This is a genomic window from Brevibacterium sp. HMSC07C04, from assembly GCF_001815905.1.
In the GTDB taxonomy this organism is placed as follows: domain Bacteria; phylum Actinomycetota; class Actinomycetes; order Actinomycetales; family Brevibacteriaceae; genus Brevibacterium.
The window spans coordinates 38,652-58,448 of sequence record NZ_KV823268.1 but is presented as its reverse complement, the minus strand read 5'-3'; the positions used below and the strand labels follow the sequence as shown (position 1 = coordinate 58,448).

At 63.4% G+C, this 19,797-nt stretch carries 16 protein-coding genes; 9 read left to right on the top strand and 7 right to left on the bottom strand.

Annotated features, from left to right (window positions below; translation table 11 throughout):
* Positions 1 to 86 precede the first annotated feature (86 nt).
* Complete coding sequence (fbaA, locus tag HMPREF3162_RS07700) at positions 87 to 1,109, bottom strand: class II fructose-bisphosphate aldolase (RefSeq protein ID WP_070777515.1); 1,023 nt, start codon at positions 1,107 to 1,109, stop codon at positions 87 to 89.
* A gap of 76 nt (positions 1,110 to 1,185) precedes the next feature.
* Between fbaA and HMPREF3162_RS07695 the strand changes: the two genes are divergently transcribed.
* The 3 genes from HMPREF3162_RS07695 to HMPREF3162_RS07685 all read left to right on the top strand — a co-directional run bounded on the left by HMPREF3162_RS07695 (position 1,186) and on the right by HMPREF3162_RS07685 (position 5,175).
* Positions 1,186 to 2,625, top strand: coding sequence for an MFS transporter (locus HMPREF3162_RS07695; RefSeq protein WP_256282692.1), 1,440 nt, complete (start codon positions 1,186 to 1,188; stop codon positions 2,623 to 2,625).
* A 186-nt stretch (positions 2,626 to 2,811) separates the two neighbouring features.
* Positions 2,812 to 4,005 carry an acyl-CoA dehydrogenase family protein gene (locus HMPREF3162_RS07690; protein WP_070777514.1) on the top strand — a complete coding sequence of 398 codons (1,194 nt, stop codon included), beginning with the start codon at positions 2,812 to 2,814 and terminating at the stop codon, positions 4,003 to 4,005.
* Positions 4,006 to 4,032: 27 nt separating this feature from the next.
* Positions 4,033 to 5,175: an acyl-CoA dehydrogenase family protein gene (locus tag HMPREF3162_RS07685; RefSeq protein WP_070777513.1), complete on the top strand. Its 1,143-nt coding sequence runs from the start codon at positions 4,033 to 4,035 to the stop codon at positions 5,173 to 5,175.
* A 144-nt stretch (positions 5,176 to 5,319) separates the two neighbouring features.
* Here HMPREF3162_RS07685 and HMPREF3162_RS07680 read toward each other — a convergent pair whose 3' ends face one another.
* From HMPREF3162_RS07680 to pyrE, 4 genes are read right to left on the bottom strand one after another with little or no spacing between them, the layout of a single operon-like run.
* On the bottom strand, positions 5,320 to 6,006 hold the full coding sequence (locus HMPREF3162_RS07680; RefSeq protein WP_371089268.1) for a TrmH family RNA methyltransferase: 687 nt from the start codon (positions 6,004 to 6,006) through the stop codon (positions 5,320 to 5,322).
* On the bottom strand, positions 5,999 to 7,531 hold the full coding sequence (locus HMPREF3162_RS07675; RefSeq protein WP_070777512.1) for an ABC transporter permease family protein: 1,533 nt from the start codon (positions 7,529 to 7,531) through the stop codon (positions 5,999 to 6,001). The genes HMPREF3162_RS07680 and HMPREF3162_RS07675 overlap by 8 nt, the downstream gene beginning before the upstream one ends.
* Positions 7,531 to 8,250, bottom strand: coding sequence for an ABC transporter ATP-binding protein (locus HMPREF3162_RS07670; RefSeq protein ID WP_070575169.1), 720 nt, complete (start codon positions 8,248 to 8,250; stop codon positions 7,531 to 7,533). The genes HMPREF3162_RS07675 and HMPREF3162_RS07670 overlap by 1 nt, the downstream gene beginning before the upstream one ends.
* 38 nt (positions 8,251 to 8,288) lie before the next feature.
* Entirely contained in the window at positions 8,289 to 8,879 is a 591-nt protein-coding gene (gene pyrE / locus HMPREF3162_RS07665; RefSeq protein WP_083304189.1) for an orotate phosphoribosyltransferase, read from the bottom strand.
* Between the two features lie 637 nt (positions 8,880 to 9,516).
* Between pyrE and HMPREF3162_RS07660 the strand changes: the two genes are divergently transcribed.
* The gene (locus HMPREF3162_RS07660) at positions 9,517 to 10,302 is read left to right on the top strand and encodes an exodeoxyribonuclease III (protein WP_070575174.1); all 786 of its coding nucleotides are present in this window, start codon (positions 9,517 to 9,519) and stop codon (positions 10,300 to 10,302) included.
* 13 nt (positions 10,303 to 10,315) lie between these two features.
* Positions 10,316 to 11,032: a hypothetical protein gene (locus HMPREF3162_RS07655; protein ID WP_070575177.1), complete on the top strand. Its 717-nt coding sequence runs from the start codon at positions 10,316 to 10,318 to the stop codon at positions 11,030 to 11,032.
* A 73-nt stretch (positions 11,033 to 11,105) separates the two neighbouring features.
* Here HMPREF3162_RS07655 and clpB read toward each other — a convergent pair whose 3' ends face one another.
* A complete protein-coding gene (gene clpB, locus HMPREF3162_RS07650; protein ID WP_070575179.1) occupies positions 11,106 to 13,706 on the bottom strand; it encodes an ATP-dependent chaperone ClpB in 2,601 nt (866 codons plus the stop codon).
* A 130-nt stretch (positions 13,707 to 13,836) separates the two neighbouring features.
* On the opposite strand from clpB, the gene HMPREF3162_RS07645 reads away from it, so the two are divergent.
* The 4 genes from HMPREF3162_RS07645 (at position 13,837) to HMPREF3162_RS07630 (ending at position 18,817) form a co-directional block, all read left to right on the top strand.
* Entirely contained in the window at positions 13,837 to 14,658 is an 822-nt protein-coding gene (locus tag HMPREF3162_RS07645) for an enoyl-CoA hydratase (protein ID WP_070575183.1), read from the top strand.
* Positions 14,659 to 14,739: 81 nt separating this feature from the next.
* Positions 14,740 to 15,660: an NAD-dependent epimerase/dehydratase family protein gene (locus tag HMPREF3162_RS07640; RefSeq protein ID WP_070575186.1), complete on the top strand. Its 921-nt coding sequence runs from the start codon at positions 14,740 to 14,742 to the stop codon at positions 15,658 to 15,660.
* Positions 15,661 to 15,845: 185 nt separating this feature from the next.
* The gene (locus tag HMPREF3162_RS07635) at positions 15,846 to 17,291 is read left to right on the top strand and encodes an APC family permease (protein ID WP_070777545.1); all 1,446 of its coding nucleotides are present in this window, start codon (positions 15,846 to 15,848) and stop codon (positions 17,289 to 17,291) included.
* A gap of 2 nt (positions 17,292 to 17,293) precedes the next feature.
* A complete protein-coding gene (locus HMPREF3162_RS07630; RefSeq protein ID WP_070777511.1) occupies positions 17,294 to 18,817 on the top strand; it encodes a serine hydrolase domain-containing protein in 1,524 nt (507 codons plus the stop codon).
* 129 nt (positions 18,818 to 18,946) lie between these two features.
* Here the strand turns inward: HMPREF3162_RS07630 and HMPREF3162_RS07625 are convergent, their stop codons facing one another.
* Positions 18,947 to 19,765 carry a MetQ/NlpA family ABC transporter substrate-binding protein gene (locus tag HMPREF3162_RS07625; RefSeq protein WP_070777510.1) on the bottom strand — a complete coding sequence of 273 codons (819 nt, stop codon included), beginning with the start codon at positions 19,763 to 19,765 and terminating at the stop codon, positions 18,947 to 18,949.
* Between the last annotated feature and the right edge of the window lie 32 nt (positions 19,766 to 19,797).

The following is a 19,797-nucleotide window of genomic DNA, read 5'->3' as shown; positions in this document are numbered from 1 at the left end:
GAGTGTGTCTCAGGTAACCCAAAGAACGAGGTGCCGCTCACCTTTTCGGTAAGCGGCACCTCGTTCTGTGTTCAGGCGGGAGCCCTTCAGCTCATCTTCGTCCCAGCGGAGCCGAGCTGCTGGCAGGCTTCGACGATGCGGGCGGCCATACCGGCTTCAGCTGCACGGCCCCACGCGCGGGGGTCGTACATCTTCTTGTTGCCGACCTCGCCGTCGACCTTGAGAACGCCTTCGTAGTTGGCGAACATGTGGTCGGCCACGGGGCGGGTGAACGCGTACTGCGTGTCGGTGTCGATGTTCATCTTGACCACGCCGTAGGACACCGCGGCGGCGATCTCCTGCGCCGTAGAACCGGAACCGCCGTGGAACACCAGGTCAAACGGCTTGTCCTTGCTGTACTTCGCACCGACCTCGTCCTGGATTTTCTTCAGCAGCTCAGGGCGCAGGCGGACGTGCTCGGGCTTGTAGACGCCGTGGACATTGCCGAAGACCAGCGCGGTGATGTAGCGGCCGCGCTCACCCAGGCCGAGCTTTTCGACAATTGCGATGCCGTCTTCAACAGACGAGTACAGCTTTTCGTTTTCGCCGCCCTTCACACCGTCTTCTTCGCCGCCGACCGCGCCGACCTCGATTTCGAGGATCTGCTTGGCCCGGCTGGTCAGTTCGAGCAGCTCTTCGGCGATTTCGAGGTTTTCGCCGACCTCAATGGCCGAACCGTCCCACATGTGCGACTGAATGAGCGGGTCTTCTCCGCGCTCAACGCGCTCCTGGGACACCTGGATGAGCGGCTTCACCCAGTCTTCGACCTTGTCCTTCTGCGCGTGGTCGGTGTGCAGAGCGACCGTCACGCCGTAGTTCTTGGCAACCGTGTGAGCGTATTCGGCCAGCGCGATCGAACCGGTGACCCGGTCTTTGACAGTTGCACCCGAGGCAAACTCAGCACCGCCGAAGGAGAACTGGATGATGCCGTCGGATTCGGCTTCCGCAAAGCCGCGCAGCGCGGCGTTGATGGTCTGGGAGCTCGTGACGTTGATGGCCGGATAGGCGAAACCGCCCGCTTTGGCCCGGTCGAGCATTTCGGCGTACTGATCAGGGGTCGCAATTGCCATGAACACTCCTGCGCTTAGGGGATTGCTTCAGTCGCAATCATTCTACGCACCCGATTTTGACCGTAGTCTTAACAGCATGAGCCCAAGCACAGACTCTGCTGGCCCGGTCGACGGCCAGCCCACCGGCGCCTCGCCCGCGTTACCTGCAGGCCCTTCGCCCGAACCCGCAGACCCCGCCGCACCCGCGCGCACCAATCTCCTGCAGGCGGCGGCCTGGGCGCTGTGGGACTGGGGCAGTTCGGCGTATTCGGCCGTGATCGTGACCTTTGTGTTTGCCCCGTACCTCGTAAAGGCGGTTGCCGACGACCCGGTTTCGGGCGCCGCCGCCCTCGGTTGGGCCTCCGGTCTGGCGGGCCTGGTTGTTGCGGTCGTCGCACCCGCCGCCGGTGCGCGTGCCGATGCGAAATCACGCCACAGGCTCCTGCTGACCACCTACACCGGCATTGTCGTCGCCTGTATTTTTGCGCTGGCGTTCATCAAGAGCGAACCGGTGTTCTTCTTGCCCGGACTGGTCTTCTTGGCCGCGGCGTCCGTTTTCTTCGAACTCGCCCAGGTCAGCTACAACGCAATGCTGGGACGGATTGCCGCACCGGGCAGCGTGGGGAAAGTGTCGAACATCGGCTGGGGCTTCGGCTACCTGGGCGGTCTGGTCATGCTGCTCATTGCGCTGTTCGCCTTCATCCTTCCCGAAGTGGGGCTCTTCGGCGCCGTCAGCGAAGACGGTTGGCGGTTCCGACTGGTGGCAGGTGCTACCGCCGTGTGGTTTGCGGTGTGGGCTGTTCCGCTGATCTTCCTGGCCCCGCACGATGCATCGCGCGCCGAGGCCCCGATTGCCCGCGCCCGGTCGGGCAATCGGGTCGCACACTGGTTCACCAGCTGGAAGCAGGACTACGCGGACCTGTTCCGCAGGCTGAAAGACCTCTTCCAGAACGACCGCCAGACCTTTGTCTTCTTCATCGCCTCAGCTGTTTTCCGCGACGGGCTCACCACGATCTTCGCGGTGGCCGGGGTGCTCGCCGCATCCGCCTACGGCTTCACGGAAACCGATGTGATCTACCTGGGAATCGCCGCGAATGTCGTGGCCGCCATCGGATGCCTGGTGTCGGGCCCGCTCGACGATGCGGTCGGGCCCAGAGCCGTCATCATCACCGGGCTTTCCTGCCTGTGCATTGGTGCAGTGCCCATCCTGCTGTCTGACAACGCGACCGTGTTCTGGGCGTGCGCCCTTTTCCTGTGTCTGTTCGTCGGACCGGTCAATGCGTCGAGTCGTTCGTTCCTCACCCGCATCACTCCCCCGGAGCGGGCAGGCGAGAACTTCGGCCTGTACGCAACCACGGGCCGAGCCATCAGCTTTCTGGGACCGTGGCTGTTCAGCCTGTCAATCACCATCTTCGGCTTCGAGCGCGCCGGTGCCGCCGGCATCATCGTCGTTCTGCTTCTGGGACTCACGCTCATGCTCGCAGTACCGCGCACCGGCCCCGGCCACAGGCGAGCCGAACAGGCCGCCCAGTCCTGACCAGCTCGGCACCTCGGCAGCCCGCACACCAGCCAGCCCGGCACCTCGTACCGGACGTTTTGCCGACCCAACTGCACCTTTTACCCGGTACTGACAGACACAGATTTTTCTAAAGTGCGGGGCGGGCCATAGTATGGGCTCAAACCAACCAAACGAACGATCAAATCTGATCGGGGAAGAGGACCGATGGACAGCCTTTTCAGCAAAGAAGAGTTGGAATTCGCAGAAGAGATGCGGAACTTCTACCGCACTGAAATTCCCGAAGAAATTCGCTACCGCGTGGCAATCGGCCAGGAAGTCTCCAAAGACGACATGGTCACCACCCAGCGCATCCTCAACAAACACGGCCTGGCCGTGCCCAACTGGTCGCTTGAGTACGGCGGCCGCGACTGGACGCCCGTCCAGCGCCACATCTACCTGGACGAAATGCAGACGGCCTGCGTTCCGCACCCGCTGCCGTTCAACGCATCCATGGTCGGCCCCGTGATCGACACCTTCGGCTCGAAGGAAATCAAGGACCGCTTCCTTCCGGCGACCGCCAACCTCGACATCTGGTGGTCGCAGGGCTTCTCCGAGCCCAACGCCGGATCTGACCTCGCATCGCTGAAGACCTCAGCTGTGCGCGACGGCGACAAGTACATCGTCAACGGACAGAAGACCTGGACCACGCTCGGCCAGTACGGCGACTGGATCTTCTGCCTGGTGCGCACCGACCCCAACGTCAAGAAGCAGGCGGGCATTTCGTTCCTGCTGATCGACATGACCTCGCCGGGTCTGACCGTCCGCCCCATTCAGACGATCGACGGCGGCGTGGAAGTCAACGAAGTGTTCTTCGAAAACGTCGAAGTCCCCGCTGAGAACCTCGTCGGCGAAGAGAACAAGGGCTGGACCTACGCCAAGTTCCTCCTGGGCAACGAGCGCACCGGAATCGCCCGCGTCGGCGAATCCAAGGTCAACCTGGCTCGCGCCAAGGCCTACGCGGCAGCGACCAAGACACAGCGCGGCTCCCTGCTGGACGACCCGCAGTACTCCACCCGGATCGCCAAAATCGAAGCCGAACTCAAGGCACTCGAAATGATGCAGCTGCGCGTTCTGTCCACCCAGGTGGCAGGCTCCGACGCGCCCGACCCGCGGTCGTCGATCCTCAAACTGCGCGGTTCGGAACTCCAGCAGGACATCACCGAACTGCTCATGGACGTCGTCGGCCCCCAGGGCATGGACTTCGTCGACTCGGCACAGGTCAGCGATGGCTTCACCAACCTGTCCCAGGCAGCGGTCTCAGCCACGCCGCGCTACTTCAACACGCGCAAGGTGACGATCTACGGAGGCTCCTCCGAAGTCCAGCGCTCCATCATCTCCAAGGCCATCCTGGGTCTGTGACCTGCTGAAGAACGAGAGGTATAGAAAATGGATCTTGAACTCAATGACATCCAGCAGGAACTCAAATCGACCGTCGGGCGCCTGCTGAAAGACAAGTACAGCGCCGAAGCGCGCGAAGAGATTCTGCGCTCGGAGGCCGGCTGGAGCCAGCAGATGTGGGACCAGTTCGCACAGCTGGGGCTCATGTCCCTGCCGATTGAAGAAGAATACGGTGGCGCTGGCATGGGATTTGCCGAAGTCGCCGTCGTCATGGAGGCATTCGGCCGCGCACTCGTGCTCGAACCGTACCTGCCTACAGTCATCCTGGGCACGGGCCTCATCCAGGCTGCCGGCAGCGAAGAGCAGAAGTCTGAACTGCTGCCCGCGGTTGCCGCAGGCGAACTCAAACTGGCCTTTGCCGCTCAGGAACCGGCTGGCCGCTATGACTTCCTCAACCCGACCACCACGGCGCAGGCCTCCGGTGACGGCTACACCGTTTCGGGTGAAAAGGCACAGGTCATCGGCGGCGATGCAGCCGACACCTTCGTCGTCACAGCAAAGGTCGACGGTGAGCTCGGCCTGTTCCTCGTCAAGGCCGACGCCGACGGTGTGACCGTCGACCCGCGTACCCAAGCCGACGGTCTGCGCAGCGCATCCGTCCTGTTCGACGACGCACCAGCCCAGCGCCTGGAGGCCGGCGACGCGACGGCGGCCGTCGAACGCGTCCTCGACACCGCTCAGGCGGCCCTGGCCGCTGAAGCCGTCGGCGCAATGGAAGCCGCCCTGTTCATGACGGCCGAATACCTCAAAACCCGCGAACAGTTCGGCGTGCCGATCGGCGTCTTCCAGGCTCTGCAGCACCGCGCAGCAGACGCCTACGCAAAGCTCGAAGAAGCCAAGTCGATGGCGCTGTACTCCAAGCTCGCAATTGAGGCTGACACCGAAGGAGACTCGAAGACCCGCCACGCGGACGTGCTGGCCGCCAAAGTCATCATCGACCAGTCGGCAAAGCACATCTTCGAAGAGTCCATTCAGATGCACGGCGGCATCGGCATGACGATGGAATACCCCATCGGCCACTACGCCAAGCGCCTGACCGTCATCCCCCGCACCTTCGCAGCTCCCGACCAGGCCCTGGTCGAACTCGGCGAAGCCGGCGGTCTGCTCGAACCCTACGCAGCTGATCTCTGATACGTACGGCTGAGCCGAGCACCGGCTCACGCAACACAAAGAACGAGGTGCCGCTCACGAAATTGGTGAGCGGCACCTCGTGCTTTTGTCGTCTTCTGTCATCCGCGGGCGGGGGGCGTCTGAAACCAGCTGGGCGTGTGGCTCTCAGCTGACGGTCTGGCCGAATTCCCACCTGCGGATCCAGGCGTGCATGGCGATTGCCGCCGCGGCTGCCGCGTTCATGGAGCGAGTTGAGCCGTACTGCTGAATCGACAGTACGGCTTCGCACGCTTTGTGAGCGCTGTCCGTCAGCCCGATTGACTCCTGGCCGAACAGGAAAACGCAGTCGCGCGGAAGATCGCAGCTTTCCAGCGGCGTGGAATCCGGGAAGTTGTCAATGCCGATCAGCGGCAGGTTTCGCTCAGCACACCACGCGGCCAGATCATCTGCACTGGGGTGGTGCAGAACGTGCTGGTAGCGGTCGGTGACCATGGCGCCTCGGCGGTTCCAGCGCTTTTTGCCGACAATGTGCACAGCAGCGGCATTGAAGGCATTTGCGGTGCGCACAACCGAGCCGATGTTGAGGTCGTGCTGCCAGTTCTCAATGGCCACGTGGAAGCCGTGGCGGCGCTGGTCGAGGTCGGCGATGATCGCCTCCATCGTCCAGTACCGGTAGCCGTCGACCACATTGCGGCGGTCACCATCGCGCAGCAGTTCGGGATCGTAGCGCTCATCCCGGGGCCACTCGCCCTCCCACGGGCCAACCCCGTGGGAGGGCGCGGCAGCCCCCGCCGGTTCTGCAGACTCTGCTGGCATTGCAGAGTCTGCAGCGGGCGGGGTCGGCTCAGTCATCCTCGTTCACGGGCTCGCCGGCCTTCTTCTTGGGCTTCTTGGAGTCGGTCTTGTCACTCTCGCCCGTGGATGCCTTACCGCCAGCCTTTGCCGCATTGCTCTTGGCGACCTTGGCAGGCTTTTCTGCGCCCTCAGCTTCGTCAGCTTCCTCGGCCTCGTCTGTGTCTGCAGGCTTCGCAGCTTCCTCAGCCTTGGCGGCCTTGCCCTTCGGCTGGCGCTTGAGCTTTGCCTTTGCGACTGCGGGACGACCGGCGATGCCCGCGCCCGAAAGCACCGTCGAGGTGTAGCGCGACACTGCAAGCATGACGAGGACAAGCGCGAGCACAGCTGCCGAAGCGGCAGACACGAGGCCATACCACCACGGGGCGGCTGTGAGCAGGTACAGCGCACCCACGCCGGTCGGTTCGGCAAACGGCAGCCACGCGGCCACCTGGGGCGCAGCGTCGGCCATGAACGGCAGCATCGGCAGAAACGCCATGACGACAATGACAACACCTGCGGCGCCCGCTGCGATCCGGCGGCCGCGCTGTGTGGCACCCATTGCGATGATGGCGAAGAGCGCGATCACCGCAATCGAGTAGAACGCGTAGCTGAGCACAAACCAGCCGAGCGCAGGCAGCGCCGCGTAGACCTCACCAGCCAGGCCGATGATGGACATGCCCAGCAGGCCGACGACTGCCGTGATGGCCAGCAGAAGCAGAGCCAACTGCGTCAGACCCCAAATGCGGCCCCACAGTGCTGCACGCGGCGGAATTGCGGAGACGATGATTTCGCTGGTGCGGGTGCGGCGCTCTTCGCGCACTCCCCGGTAGACCAGCGAGCCCAAGCTCAGCCCGGCCAGGAGAGTCAGTGCAGCCATGGTCCAGGCCACGACTTCACCGGTCGCGGGGTCAATGGGCCCGCCGTCGACGTAGGTGATTTCAGGCGTGTTGACGAGTTTGTCGAGAACCGCCTTCGGAATGCGGTTCTTGGCGATCAGCTGGTCGTTGCCCTGACCCGTGGGGTCCTGCAGGAGGAAGGCGTCGACCTTGCCGCTCTTGACGGCATCCTGGCCCTCTTCAATGCTCGTGACGATCGTGACGGTCATGCCCAGCTGCTGTTCGACCTGCGGAAGCTGCTGTTCGACCTGGGCCTTCTGCTCTTCAGGCACCATCATGGCGACGGTTTCGCCGCTGCCGGCTGATACGCCAGTCCGCGAAAAGCCGATGATGAGCGCTGCCAGCACACCGATCACAAGCACGAGCGCAGTCGCAGCGAACAGCGGGCTGCGCAGCGCCTGAGAGGTTTCGCGGTTGGCCACAAGGTAAGTGGCCTGCCCGCCGGTGAGGTCGCGGAACTCTGACACGAGCCCCGTCTTGGTTTCGTCACCCGTGTCCTCGCGCAGCTCATCGGGCACCTCGGCGAGCTTCCCCATGGGCTCGTCACCGAGGCTGTGCGGGTCGAGGGCCTGCCCTCCCCCGCTTAGGTCCGTGTACGAGGTGGTGCTGATGTTGTCGTGATCCTCACTGCGATCCTTGTTTGCCATCAGACGTCCTCCTTGAAGATCTCCCGCAGGCTGGCGGGCTGAGCGGCGGTTGTGGCTGCGCGGCCCTTTCGCAGCTGTTCGGCTGTTCCGTGGGCGATGACACTGCCATGGCCGAGCACCAGGATGTCGTCGGCGTACTGCTCGATGAGATCCCAGTCCTCAGACGTGACGATGATGGGCACACCGGCATCCGCGTGGTCGGACAGCAGACCGAAGACGAGCTTGGCAGATGCCATGTCGAGGCCCTCACCGATTTCGTCGATGACGACGACATCGGGGTCAGCGGCAAGCATCGCGGCGATGTGCACGCGAGCCTGCTCTGTGCCCGACAGCTGGGACAGTGGAACATAGGCGCGGTCGGACAGTTCGAGCCGCGCCAGCAGGGTGACGGCGTTGCGCTCAGCCGCGCCGAGCGTCATACCGTGCAGGCGGGCCATGTAGACGATCTGCTCCATGACTTTCATAGAGGGGAAGCCGCCGCGTTCGGCAGGCAGGTAGCCGAAGTTCTGGCGGTCGCCGCCGACGAGCTCGTTGTCTTCGAGCTTCACGGTGCCGCTTTCGGGTTCGATAACGCCCATGATGGCGCGAGCGAACTCGGTCTTGCCAGCGCCCTTGGGGCCCACAACACCGAGGATTCGACCCGGAACGGCTTTGACGGATACGTCGTCGAGCCACAGTCTGCGCTGCGACTTCACAGTGATGGACGACAGTTCGAGCACAGGGTGTCCTTTCCTTTGCGGACTTTCGCCGCGTGACTTCAGTCCAGACCGAGGTCCGCGGTGGTCAATGCTGTCAGATAGCGCAGGCCTTCTGCTTCGACGCGTTCGCGCGCCCCGGTGTTGCGGTCCATGACCACGACGACGGCGACGACCTCCGCACCGGCTTCGCGCAGGGCTTCCACAGCGGTGAGGACCGATCCGCCGGTTGTCGAGGTGTCTTCAACGGCAACGACGCGACGGCCGCGCACGTCCGGGCCCTCGACACGCTTGCCCATTCCGTGTTCTTTTGCCTGCTTGCGCACCACGAAAGTATCCAGCGGGGTGCCGCGGCGAACCGAGGCGTGCATGGTGGCGGTTCCCACCGGGTCGGCGCCCATTGTCAGCCCGCCGACGGCGTCGACCTCGCTCAGCAGGCCTTCGGCTTCGAGGACGTCAAGGACGATGTCGCCCACGAGTGGTGCGGACCGGTGATCGAGAGTCACCAACCGCAGGTCCAGATAGTAGTCGGCCTGCTTTCCCGAAGACAGGGTGAAGCTGCCGCGTTTGACTGCAAGTGAGTCGATGAGCCTCAGCAGCTCCTCGCGCGTCTGCGCGGGATCGTGCGAACGTGTGTCGGTCATGGCCGCCATTGTATTCGCGAGCCGGCTGAACGCAGAACGCCGCTACTGGTCACCGGCAGCTTCATCGGCATGAAGAACGAACGGGATCATCTCCGCAGGTGCGCCGTTTGCCCGTCTGAAATGGACCTGGTAGTCAACAACAACATCGCGAGCTTTATCCCCGCTTCACCCGGACACCTTGGCACCGGGTCTCCACCTGACGAGCCTCCGCCCGCGCTTTAGCAACAAAAACTCCCGCCAGCAGTGGTTGCTAAGGCGTGGATCTGTGGCTATCGGGAGTTTTCTTGCGGCTAACGGGTGGATCTCGGCTAACGCGTGAATCTGTTGCTACCGGGGTTTTTTGGGCAATCGGCTCACCCACCAAACGATCGAAGGCCCGGCTGTCAGCTGCCGGGCCTTCGGAGCACTCCCCTCGAGTACCTGGACGCATCCCCATACGTCCGTGAGATCTACTCGATCCCCACCGAGTAGACGTGATTCAGCTTACATAGATAAAAATTCTTTTGTCTGCATATTTTCACTATGCGGACAGCATTTTCGCGAAATATCGCCTATTGTCAGTCCGCACTGCTTCTGCACGAGCGAACATGCGCCTTCAGAGCACAGCACCCGTGACCGTGTCAGCGGCAGCCGTTAGGCTGGCCTCGTGCGAATTGTGAATTGGAATGTCAACTCGATCCGAGCCCGCGCCGAGCGCATCGGGGCTTTTCTTGACCGCTCAGACGTCGACGTCCTGGCCATTCAAGAACTCAAGTGCCGCGACAGCCAGTTTCCCGAAGACATCTTCTCCTCCCGCGGCTATGACGTCACCTACCACGGGCTCAATCAGTGGAACGGCGTTGCAATCGCCAGCCGCGTCGGCTTGGACAATGTCGAAAGCGGGTTTCGGGGAATGCCCGAATTCAACGATGCACTCGAAGCGCGCGCACTGTCAGCCGACACCGGCGGGGTGCGCGTCTATTCGCTCTACGTGCCCAACGGCCGAGAACTCGATCACCCTCACTACCACTACAAACTCGAATGGCTGAACCGCCTGCGCGATGTCGCAGCACAGCGGCTCGCCGCAGACCCCGACGACCGCTTTGTCATGGTCGGAGACTTCAATGTCGCACCACTGGACGAAGACGTCTGGGACATGGAGGCCTTTGCCGGCCTGACGCACGTGTCCGAACCCGAACGCGAAGCATTCCGCAATCTCGCCGACGCGGGCCTGAAGGAAACCACGCGCCAGTTCACTCCTGGCCCCGGCGTCTACACCTACTGGGACTACCAGCGTCTGCGCTTCCCCAAACGGGAGGGCATGCGCATTGACTTCCAACTGGCCTCACCCGCTCTGGCCGCAACCGCTGTCGACGCCCACATCGACCGTGAAGAGCGCAAGGGCAAAGGAGCATCTGACCACGCGCCCGTTTGGGTCGACTACCGCATCTGACAGGGAGTTCTCAATGCCAGCTCAGCCGCCGACGAACCCGCCGCCGGGCCCCTACGGGCCCAGGCCGCAGCCGCCGCACTACGGCAACATCCCCCAACAGCCCGCCTCCTTTCCCGCACCCCCACCACCGCCGCTGCCACCGCCCAAGAAGAGCAACACGGGGCTGATCATCGGGCTCGTCGGCGGCGGACTGGTCCTGGTGTTTGCTTTCCTCGGCATGGTGGGCCTTGGCATCTTCGGCTTCGTCGCCCTGAAATCAGAGCCCACCGCCGAACCGTCCCCGGGTGACTCATCCCCCACCAGCCGGCCCGCGCCGTTGCCGTACAGCTCCGACAAGCCCAACAGCCCGCCTCCCCCAAACGCCGATGTGAAGAGCAACCTGGGGCAGCTCAGAGCAGGCGACTGCATTGTCGACCTTTCCAACGGGACGGCCCCGACCACCGTCCCCTGCAGTGATCCGCACGTCCACCAGATCTACTCGGTGGGCCGCACGCCCAGCCAGTCGGGCACCTACCCCGGCCTTGAAACCCTCAAGCGCGACGGGAGCACCTACTGCAAAACCGCGCGCTTTGAACTCGACTCCGACCGCGCCAACGCGGACGGCCTCAAAGTGGTCTACTTCACCCCCAATGCCACCGCCTGGCAAGACCCCGAAAACCGGCGCATCATCTGCGCGGTCCAGCGCCCGGACGGCTCAGATATGACCGAGGACTACAGCCAGACCGCATAATCGGCTGGTGAACCACACAGCACTCAGGGGCGCGGAGTATTCTCCGCGCCCCTGAGTGCTTAAGCGGTGACTGTCAGTCGGCGTGCTCGACCGGAACAATCGACAGCCCGCCGGATTCGGCAGCGTCGACGCGCACGGTGTCGCCATCGCGCACTTCGCCTGCCAGAATCTCCTTGGCCAGGCCATCGCCGATCGTGCGCTGCACCAGACGGCGCAGCGGGCGAGCGCCGAATGCCGGATCGTAGCCTTCCTGCGCCAGGTAGTCAGCAGCTTCGGGCGTGATCTCCAGGGCAATGCGGCGTTCACTCAGACGCTGCTGCATTGCGTTGATCTGCAGATCGACGATCCGCGCCAGGTCTTCCCTGCTGAGGGCATCGAACATGACAACGTCATCCAAACGGTTGAGGAATTCCGGCTTGAACGCGGTGCGCACCACGTCCATGACCGAATCCTCTTTTGTCTTGGCATCGAGCGTCTGGTCGACCATGAACTGGCTTCCCAGGTTCGACGTCAAAATGAGCACCGTGTTGCGGAAGTCAACGGTTCGACCCTGACCGTCGGTCAGCCGACCGTCATCAAGCACCTGCAGCAGAATGTCGAAGACATCCGGGTGTGCCTTCTCCACCTCGTCCAACAGGACCACGGAGTACGGCCTGCGGCGAACAGCCTCGGTCAGCTGACCGCCCGTTTCGTATCCGACGTAGCCCGGAGGGGCGCCGACAAGCCGGGCCACCGAGTGCTTTTCGCCGTATTCGGACATGTCAATGCGGATCATGGCGCGCTCGTCGTCAAACAGGAAGTCGGCTAGGGACTTGGCCAGTTCCGTTTTGCCCACACCGGTCGGCCCCAGGAACAGGAACGAACCCGTGGGACGGTTGGGATCAGAAACCCCGGCGCGCGCACGGCGGATAGCATCCGACACGGTTTCAACGGCCTTCTTCTGGCCGATGAGCCGCTTGCCGATGTGCTCTTCCGCGTGCAGCAGCTTCTCCCGTTCGCCTTCCAGCAGACGACCGGCGGGAATGCCCGTCCACGACGATACGACTTCGGCGATGTCGTCGGCCGTGACCTGTTCGCCCACCATCTGCTTGGCCTGGGATCCGGCAGCCGATTCGGCTTCTTCTGCCGCGGCGATCTCCTTTTCGACCTGCGGGATTTCGCCGTACAGCAGGCGCGATGCCGTTTCGAGGTCCGTGTCGCGCCGCGCAATCTCCGCCTGGCTGCGCAGATCATCCAGCTTCTGCCGCAGTTCGCCCAGGCGGTTCAGACCTGCACGCTGTGATTCCCAGGCCGCGGTCAGACCGGACAGGTTTTCCTGCTTGTCTGCAAGGTCTTCGCGCAAAGCCGCCAGCCGCTCCTTCGAAGCCTCGTCGGTTTCAGCTGACAGCGCCATCTCCTCCATTTTGAGGCGATCGACATCGCGCTGCAGCTGGTCGATTTCGACAGGTGCCGAATCGATTTCCATGCGCAGACGGCTGGCGGCCTCATCTACGAGGTCGATGGCCTTGTCCGGCAGCTGCCTGTCGGTGATGTAGCGGTTCGACAGCGACGCGGCGGCAACCAGGGCGGAGTCTGCGATCGTCACCTTGTGGTGAGCTTCGTAGCGCTCCTTCAGCCCGCGCAGAATGGCAATCGAGTCCTCCACGCTCGGCTCTCCCACGAACACCTGCTGGAACCTGCGCTCCAAGGCGGGGTCCTTTTCGATGTTCTCGCGGTACTCGTCAAGCGTTGTCGCACCCACCAGCCGCAGTTCGCCGCGGGCCAGCATGGGCTTGAGCATATTGCCCGCATCCATTGCGGAATCGCCCGTGGCACCCGCACCGACGAGCGTGTGGATTTCGTCGATGAAGGTGACGATCTGACCTTCGGAGTTCTTGATCTCCTCAAGAACGGCCTTCATGCGCTCTTCGAACTCACCGCGGTACTTTGCGCCTGCCACCATGGCCGACAGGTCGAGGCTGACCAGCTGCTTGCCGCGCAGGCTTTCGGGAACATCGCCTGCGACCATGCGCTGCGCGAGACCTTCGACAACGGCGGTTTTGCCCACACCGGCTTCGCCGATGAGCACCGGGTTGTTCTTTGTGCGACGCGACAGCACCTGAACGACCCTGCGGATTTCGGAGTCGCGGCCGATGACGGGGTCGAGTTTTCCGTCGCGGGCCTGCTGGGTCAAGTCGATGCCGTACTTCTCCAGCGCTTGGAAGGTGTCTTCCGGGTTTTCACTGGTGACCTTGCGACCGCCGCGGACTTCCGGCAGGGCGGCAAGCAGCGCGTCGCGGGTAATGCCTTCGGCACTGAGCAGCTTGCCGGCTTCACCGGAATCGGCCGCGACACCCAAAAGGAGGTGTTCGGTTGAGACGTACTGGTCACCGAGTGCCTGCATTTCCTTTTCGGCGCTGCTGATGACCGACAGCCCGGCCCTTGAGAGCTGCGGTTGGCTGACGGACGATCCGCTGGCAGACGGCAGTCCGGCAACGACAGCCTGAGCACGGCTGCGAATATCCTGGGGACGTCCGCCCAGGTGAGTGATGAGGGCTCCGGCAATGCTGTCTTCGCCCTCAAGCAGAGCGGCGAGAAGGTGCGCAGGCTCAACCTGCGAGTTTCCACGCTGCGCTGCGTCCTTGATCGCGGTGGACAGAGCCTCCTGCGATCGTGAGGTGAATTTGGTGTCCATGGGGACACCTCCCTTCCTGCAAAACTATGTTCATACAGGTAACTTCAACAAGGTTGAGTCTATTCCGCTCAACCTAAGATTTCTGTCCTTGATTCTTTTCGCGCCGCACGGTCTTTGGCAGACTGAACACATGTCTGAAGAACTGGTGACGCTCGAATACGACGGCCCGATTGCGCTCATTACCCTCAACAGTCCCGGAAACCGCAACGCCATGTCCCGGAAGATGATGAACGAACTCATCGACTCCTTCCGCACAGTCGGCAAGAACACGGAAGTTCGGGCCATCGTCCTCGCGTCGACCGGCAAGGTTTTCTCCGCAGGCCATGACCTGCGCGAAGTCCAGGGAAGCGATCACGCAACCCAGCAGAACATCTTCGACACCTGCACCCTGCTCATGCGGATCATCCAGTCCATTCCGCAGCCGGTCATTGCAGAAGTGCAGGGCCTGGCAACCGCGGCGGGCTGTCAGCTGGTGGCCACCTGCGACCTCGCTGTGGCTTCTGAAAGCGCATCCTTTGCCACCCCCGGTGTGACCATCGGCCTGTTCTGTTCAACTCCGATGGTCGCGCTGTCGCGCGCGGTCAAACGCAAAACGGCCATGCGGATGCTCCTGACCGGAGAGCCGATGAAGGCAGAAGAGGCCTTCCAGCGCGGCCTTGTTTCACACACCGCACCCGCCTACGCCCTGCGCGAGCGCACACTCGAAGTGGCCCGCACCGTCGCCCAGTCCTCGTCGACCACGGTGTCGATCGGCAAGCGCGCCTTCTACGAGCAGATTTCCCTGAGCACAACCGAGGCCTACTCCCGCATGGGCCGGGTCATGGCCGACAACGCCGTGCTCACCGACGCACAGGAGGGCATTACGGCTTTTCTTCAAAAGCGCTCCCCCGAGTGGACCCACGGTCATTCCGAAGCCGAGGGCCTCGTCAGCAAGGACATTGACCGCGCCTAGCCGACACCGTCCACACGACACTGCTCGGGCAACACCGGCCGCATACCGGCCAAAGCGGTGCGAGCGCGCTAATCTGAGCCTATGACTGTTCTTGTCACCGGCGCTTCCGGATGCATTGGGCGCGCCGTCATCTCCGCACTGCGGGCAGCCGGCCACACCCCGGTGAGCGCAGGGACGTCTGCCCCTCATGACGATTCGGTCGAACACATCGAATGGGACATCCGCACACCCGCGGACAGCCGTGTGACCGGCCGTGACATCAGCGCCGTCGTCCACGCCGCCGGTGTCAGCGGCGGAGGCCTTTCGCAGCAGGACGCCCACGGCGTCAACGTCACGGGAACCCGCAATGTGCTCGACGCGTTCCCCAAAGCCCGCTTCATCTTCCTGTCCTGTGCCGATGTCTATGATCCCCGCCGCGGGCTCCGGGACATCTACGAAGAGCACGGACCTGCGGACCTTGCGTGCTTTACCACCGAGTACGAACGCTCGAAGGTCGAAGCCGAAAAGGTTGTCACCCGCCTGCGCCCGGACGCGCTCATCCTGCGCCCGGCACCCGTCTACGGTCCGGGCGACCGACGCAATTTCCCTTTTCTTCAGTCACTTGCCACTAAGAAGGGCGTTATCGAACTGCCCGGCGGAGGCCGCCAGAAAACAGCATTGGCCAGTGCTGAGAATGTCGCCGCAGCGGTTATCGCCGGTCTGCGGCACCCGGAAGCCTACGGGCCGATCAACGTGTCAGACCCCGAACCCTATGTTCTGCGCGATGCGATCAACACGTTCATGGCCCGCACCGGCCTTGGGCCCTACAACTTTGACGACCGGGCCGCCGACCTCGCGCTGACAACGGCCTGGCTGCGCGAGAAGACCGGCCGCAGGCCAAAGGACGGGCTCGACCGCTTTGCGGTGCGCCGGATTGCCCAGTCCCGCACTCTCAATCTGGGCCGCCTGCGCAGACTTCTGCACGTCGAACCCGTTCAGGGGCTCGCCCGCAGGGACAGCTGAGACTGCCCGGCACCTGCCCCTCCCCATCCGCGGCCGCCGTTTCTTCGCACCGTTTCTCGGCACCGCCTCCGACCGTCACAGGCGGCATTGACGCAGGTCACACCGCACGTCGTATCATGAAGCGCAAATGCTCATCGGGCGCTGCGGCCAGGGAAGGTCGGGCGCTCTTTTTCCGGAAGGACATCGTGGCTGAACTCAAAAAGTCGCTCGGCCTTTTCCAGCTTTTGGCATTCGGCGTGGCCGGCGTCATCGGAACCAGCTGGATCTACACCAACTCCAAGCTCATGGACTCCTACGGCTCCGGCGGCATGGTCTTCGGCCTGCTGCTCGGTGTTCTCCTGGCTTCCTTTGTCGCCCTGGCCTACTCAGAGCTGACGGCAGCTTTTCCCCGCGCCGGCGGTGAAGTGGTCTTCTCCTACACCACGATGGGCCGCGGTCCGGCGTTCTTCACCGGCTGGATGCTGCTGGGCGCCTATGTGTCGTCCCTGGCGTTCTATGTCACGGCCTTCGGCTTCCTGCTGAGCAATTTCGTGCCCGCCATGAAGACGATGCCGCTGTACACCATCAACGGTGAAACCGTGTACCTGCCGGTGCTGGCCGTCGGCGTCATCCTCACTCTGCTGATGTTTGCGCTCAACTGGTTCGGCATTGAGATCGGCGGGCGCGTGCAGATGTTCATGTTCGCAGCAATTGTGCTGATCGGCGCGGCCCTCATCGTCGTGGGCTTCGCAAGCGGCTCACCGTCGAACTTCTTCCCGGCCTATGCCGAGGGTGCGGCTCCGGTGTCTGACACCCTGCGCTTCATCATCCCCGGTATGACCTTCCTGGCCGGTTTCGGCCTTGTCGCAGTCCTTGCCGAAGACGCGAAGATCTCGCCGAAGCGCGTAGGCCGCGCCGTGGTCCTCACCGTCATCACCGCCGGTCTGTTCTACACCGCGGTGCTCGCCGCAACCGCGTGGGTCATGCCGTGGCAGGACGTCGCGAAGATGGACCTGGGCACCGTGTCGGCGTTCACCGAGGCGGGCTTCCCCGTTCTGGGCTCGGGCGCCTACGCGATTGCGTTCCTCGGCCTGCTCACCAGCTTCCTCGGCCTGTTCGTGGCAAGTTCGCGCATCATCGTCGCCATGGCCCGCGGTCAGCTGCTCCCGCCGAGCCTGGCCGCCATCAACCCCAAGAGGCAGACTCCCGGCCGCGCTCTCATCGTCACGACTGCCGTCACCCTTGCCCTGGGCTGGCTCGGTCCGGGTGCCGTTGTGTGGTTTCTCGACACCGGCGGCGTGTACCTGGGCGTTGTGTGGTTCATGGTGGTGCTCGCCAAGTACCTGCTGCCGCGGCGCTACCCGCAGGCGGTTCGCCGTTCCAAACTGTCGTTCCTGCCCGCAATCGGCGGACTGGGCGCCATCGGCGTCATCGTGTGGGCGCTGGCTCCCGGAACCTCGTCATCGCTGGTGTGGCCGGCGGAGTACATCATTCTGGGCGCTTGGATGCTGCTGGGCGCCGTCATGTACGCATTTGCGGCCAGCCGCCGCACGATCGGCTACGACGAGGGTCTGCACGAAATCCTCGGCGATTCCTACGCCAATCTCCACGTTGACGAAGCCAAAGCTCAAACAGCAGAAAAGGAACAGTGAGAGTGCTTTCGCCCACTGCACGCGAAGCCATTGTCGACACCATTCGCCGTGAAACCGTCCGCGTGCCGGAAACGGCGTTCGGAATCATCTCGGAAGGCCAGCTGCACGAGGTCGACGGCCGGGACCGCATCTTCCGGGTCGCCTCGATCACGAAGTCGTTCACGGCAGCGGCCCTGACCGGTCTGGTCCGGGGGCTCATTCCGGGCAAGCCGGTGAGAATGGACGATGCTGTCCTCGACTGGGTGCCCGAACTGGCCGATGCCGGGTGGGCTGAGGGCGTTGTCATCGACGATCTGCTGCGGATGTCTTCGGGTCTGCCCACGGATGACCCGTGGGCAGACCGCCAGGAGTCGATGTCTGCCGAGGACTTCTCTGACCTTCTGGGCAAACCTGCAATTCGCGACTTCCCGGCCGGCACGGCATACCGCTACTCGAATCTGGGCTACGCGGTTGCGGGCCTCGTGATCGAACGTGCCGCGCAGAAGCCGTTCGCACAGCTGATCGACGATGTTTTCCTCACACCCCTGGGCATGACGTCATCTGGTTTTGATGTCCGAAGGCTCGATGCCGACCGCCTGGTCACGGGATACCGGCGCAACCGGGACGGTGAACTCGAACCGCAGGCCGTTTCGCTGCCCGGAGCGTTCTCTGCCATCGGCGGGCTGGCTTCGACCGTGGATGATCTTTCGGTGTGGGTGCGCGCCCACATCGACGCCGTCAGCCCCGAAGGCGATGATGCGGCGTTCCGGGCTCTTGCCGCCGCCACGGGCGACGGCACGCCACAGCGGGCACGGCTGTGGCGGCGAGTGCTGGCTGACCAGCAGCAGCCGGTGCGAACCATGGAGATCACGCACGGAACATCTGCAACCGGGCCGGAGGGAAGCGAGCAGTTCGCGGTCAGCGGCGGCTACGGTCTGGGCCTGCGGTGCTATTTCGACACCCGCTACGGCAGCTTCGCCGGACACTCCGGGGGCTATCCCGGCTTCGGACTGCACATGCGGTGGCACGCGGCCAGCCGCACAGGGGTCATTCTCTTCACCGCGCTGACCGGCTACCCCACGGAAGCCGTCACCGCCAAAGCACTCGAAGCCGGGCTTGAAGTCCAGCGCGGCGAAGATCCCGACAACCGCGCATGGCCGCGCTCAGAAGCGCCGACTGCGACCCCCACCGGGCCTGCTGCCGGACGAGTTGTCCCCGTTCGGTCCGTCGCTGAGTTCCTGCCCGACGAACGTGCTCTGGAACTGGCCCGCATTGCCGAAAACATGATCCGCACGGGTGACGACAGTGCGGCTGAGAGCGTCTTCTCCATGAACGTCGACCTCGACCAGCCGCGCCGAGAGCGCCTTGCAGCATGGGCCGCAGCCTGCGAACACACGGGAGACATCGAACAGGCGAGCATCGAGCCCCGGTTCACCGGCGCCTCGTCAGCTCAGTGGACCGTCACCGGAGCAGCCGGAAGCCGCACCGTGACCATGACGCTCAACCCCTACCAGCAGATCCAGGGGCTCAGCATCCGCCTGCACTGACCGCACTGACAATCGGCCCAAACCCGGTCCGGGCACGGCCCGCCCCGGTCCGTGCTCACAGAACAGGGGCCGCGAGAAGATCCTGTGATCCTCCCGCGGCCCCTTGTGCCGCTGTGTGCAGCGTGAGTCTTATTTGGTGTTCGGCAGAATGAGGCCGTCCCACTTTTCGTTGATGAAGTCCGCCATGTCCTGTGAGGTCAGGATCTTGTGCAGCTTCTCGATGCGCTCGTCGTCCTTGAGCTCAGGGCGGGTGGCCAGCACGTTGTAGTACTTCGAGCCCTCTTCTTCAGACGCGATGATGGTGTCCTTCGTCAGCTTTGCCGGGATGGCATAGGACGAGGTGACGAATGCGGCATCGTCGTCTTCAAGGGTGCGGGGAAGGCTCGCGTTGTCGACTTCCTGGAACTTGAAGTTCTTCTTGTTCTCAGTGACGCCGTCGGGCTTGGTCGCGCCGTCCTCAATCTTGATGACGCCGGCGTCCTGCAGCAGTTCGAGAGCACGGCCTTCGTTCGTCGGGTCATTCGGGATCGACACGACTGCGCCGTCGGGAAGTTCGTCAAGCGACTTGTGCTTCTTCGAGTGGAAAGCCGCAGCCGGCAGGTAGATTTCGCCGACCGATTCGAGATTGCCGCCGGCTTCCTTGTTGTAGGTGTCAAGGAAGTCCTGGTGCTGGAACAGGTTCGCGTCGATCGAACCGTCGGCCAGCGCCGGGTTGGGAGTGTTGTAGTCATTGAACTCGACGAACTCGACCTTAATGCCTTCCTTTTCGGCGAGGTTCTCCGCCACGTAGGTCAGCATTTTACCGGCCGGGACGGCAAGCGCTCCGACCTTCAGCGGGGTGTCAAGCGATGCGTCTTCCGCATTCTGTGCACCGCCGCCGCAGGCCGACAGGGTGAGGCTGAGAGCAGCGACTGCGGCGATGATGCCGCGACGAGCCGATACCTTCATGATTCTCCTTAGGTGGGTTTTTCTGTGTGTTT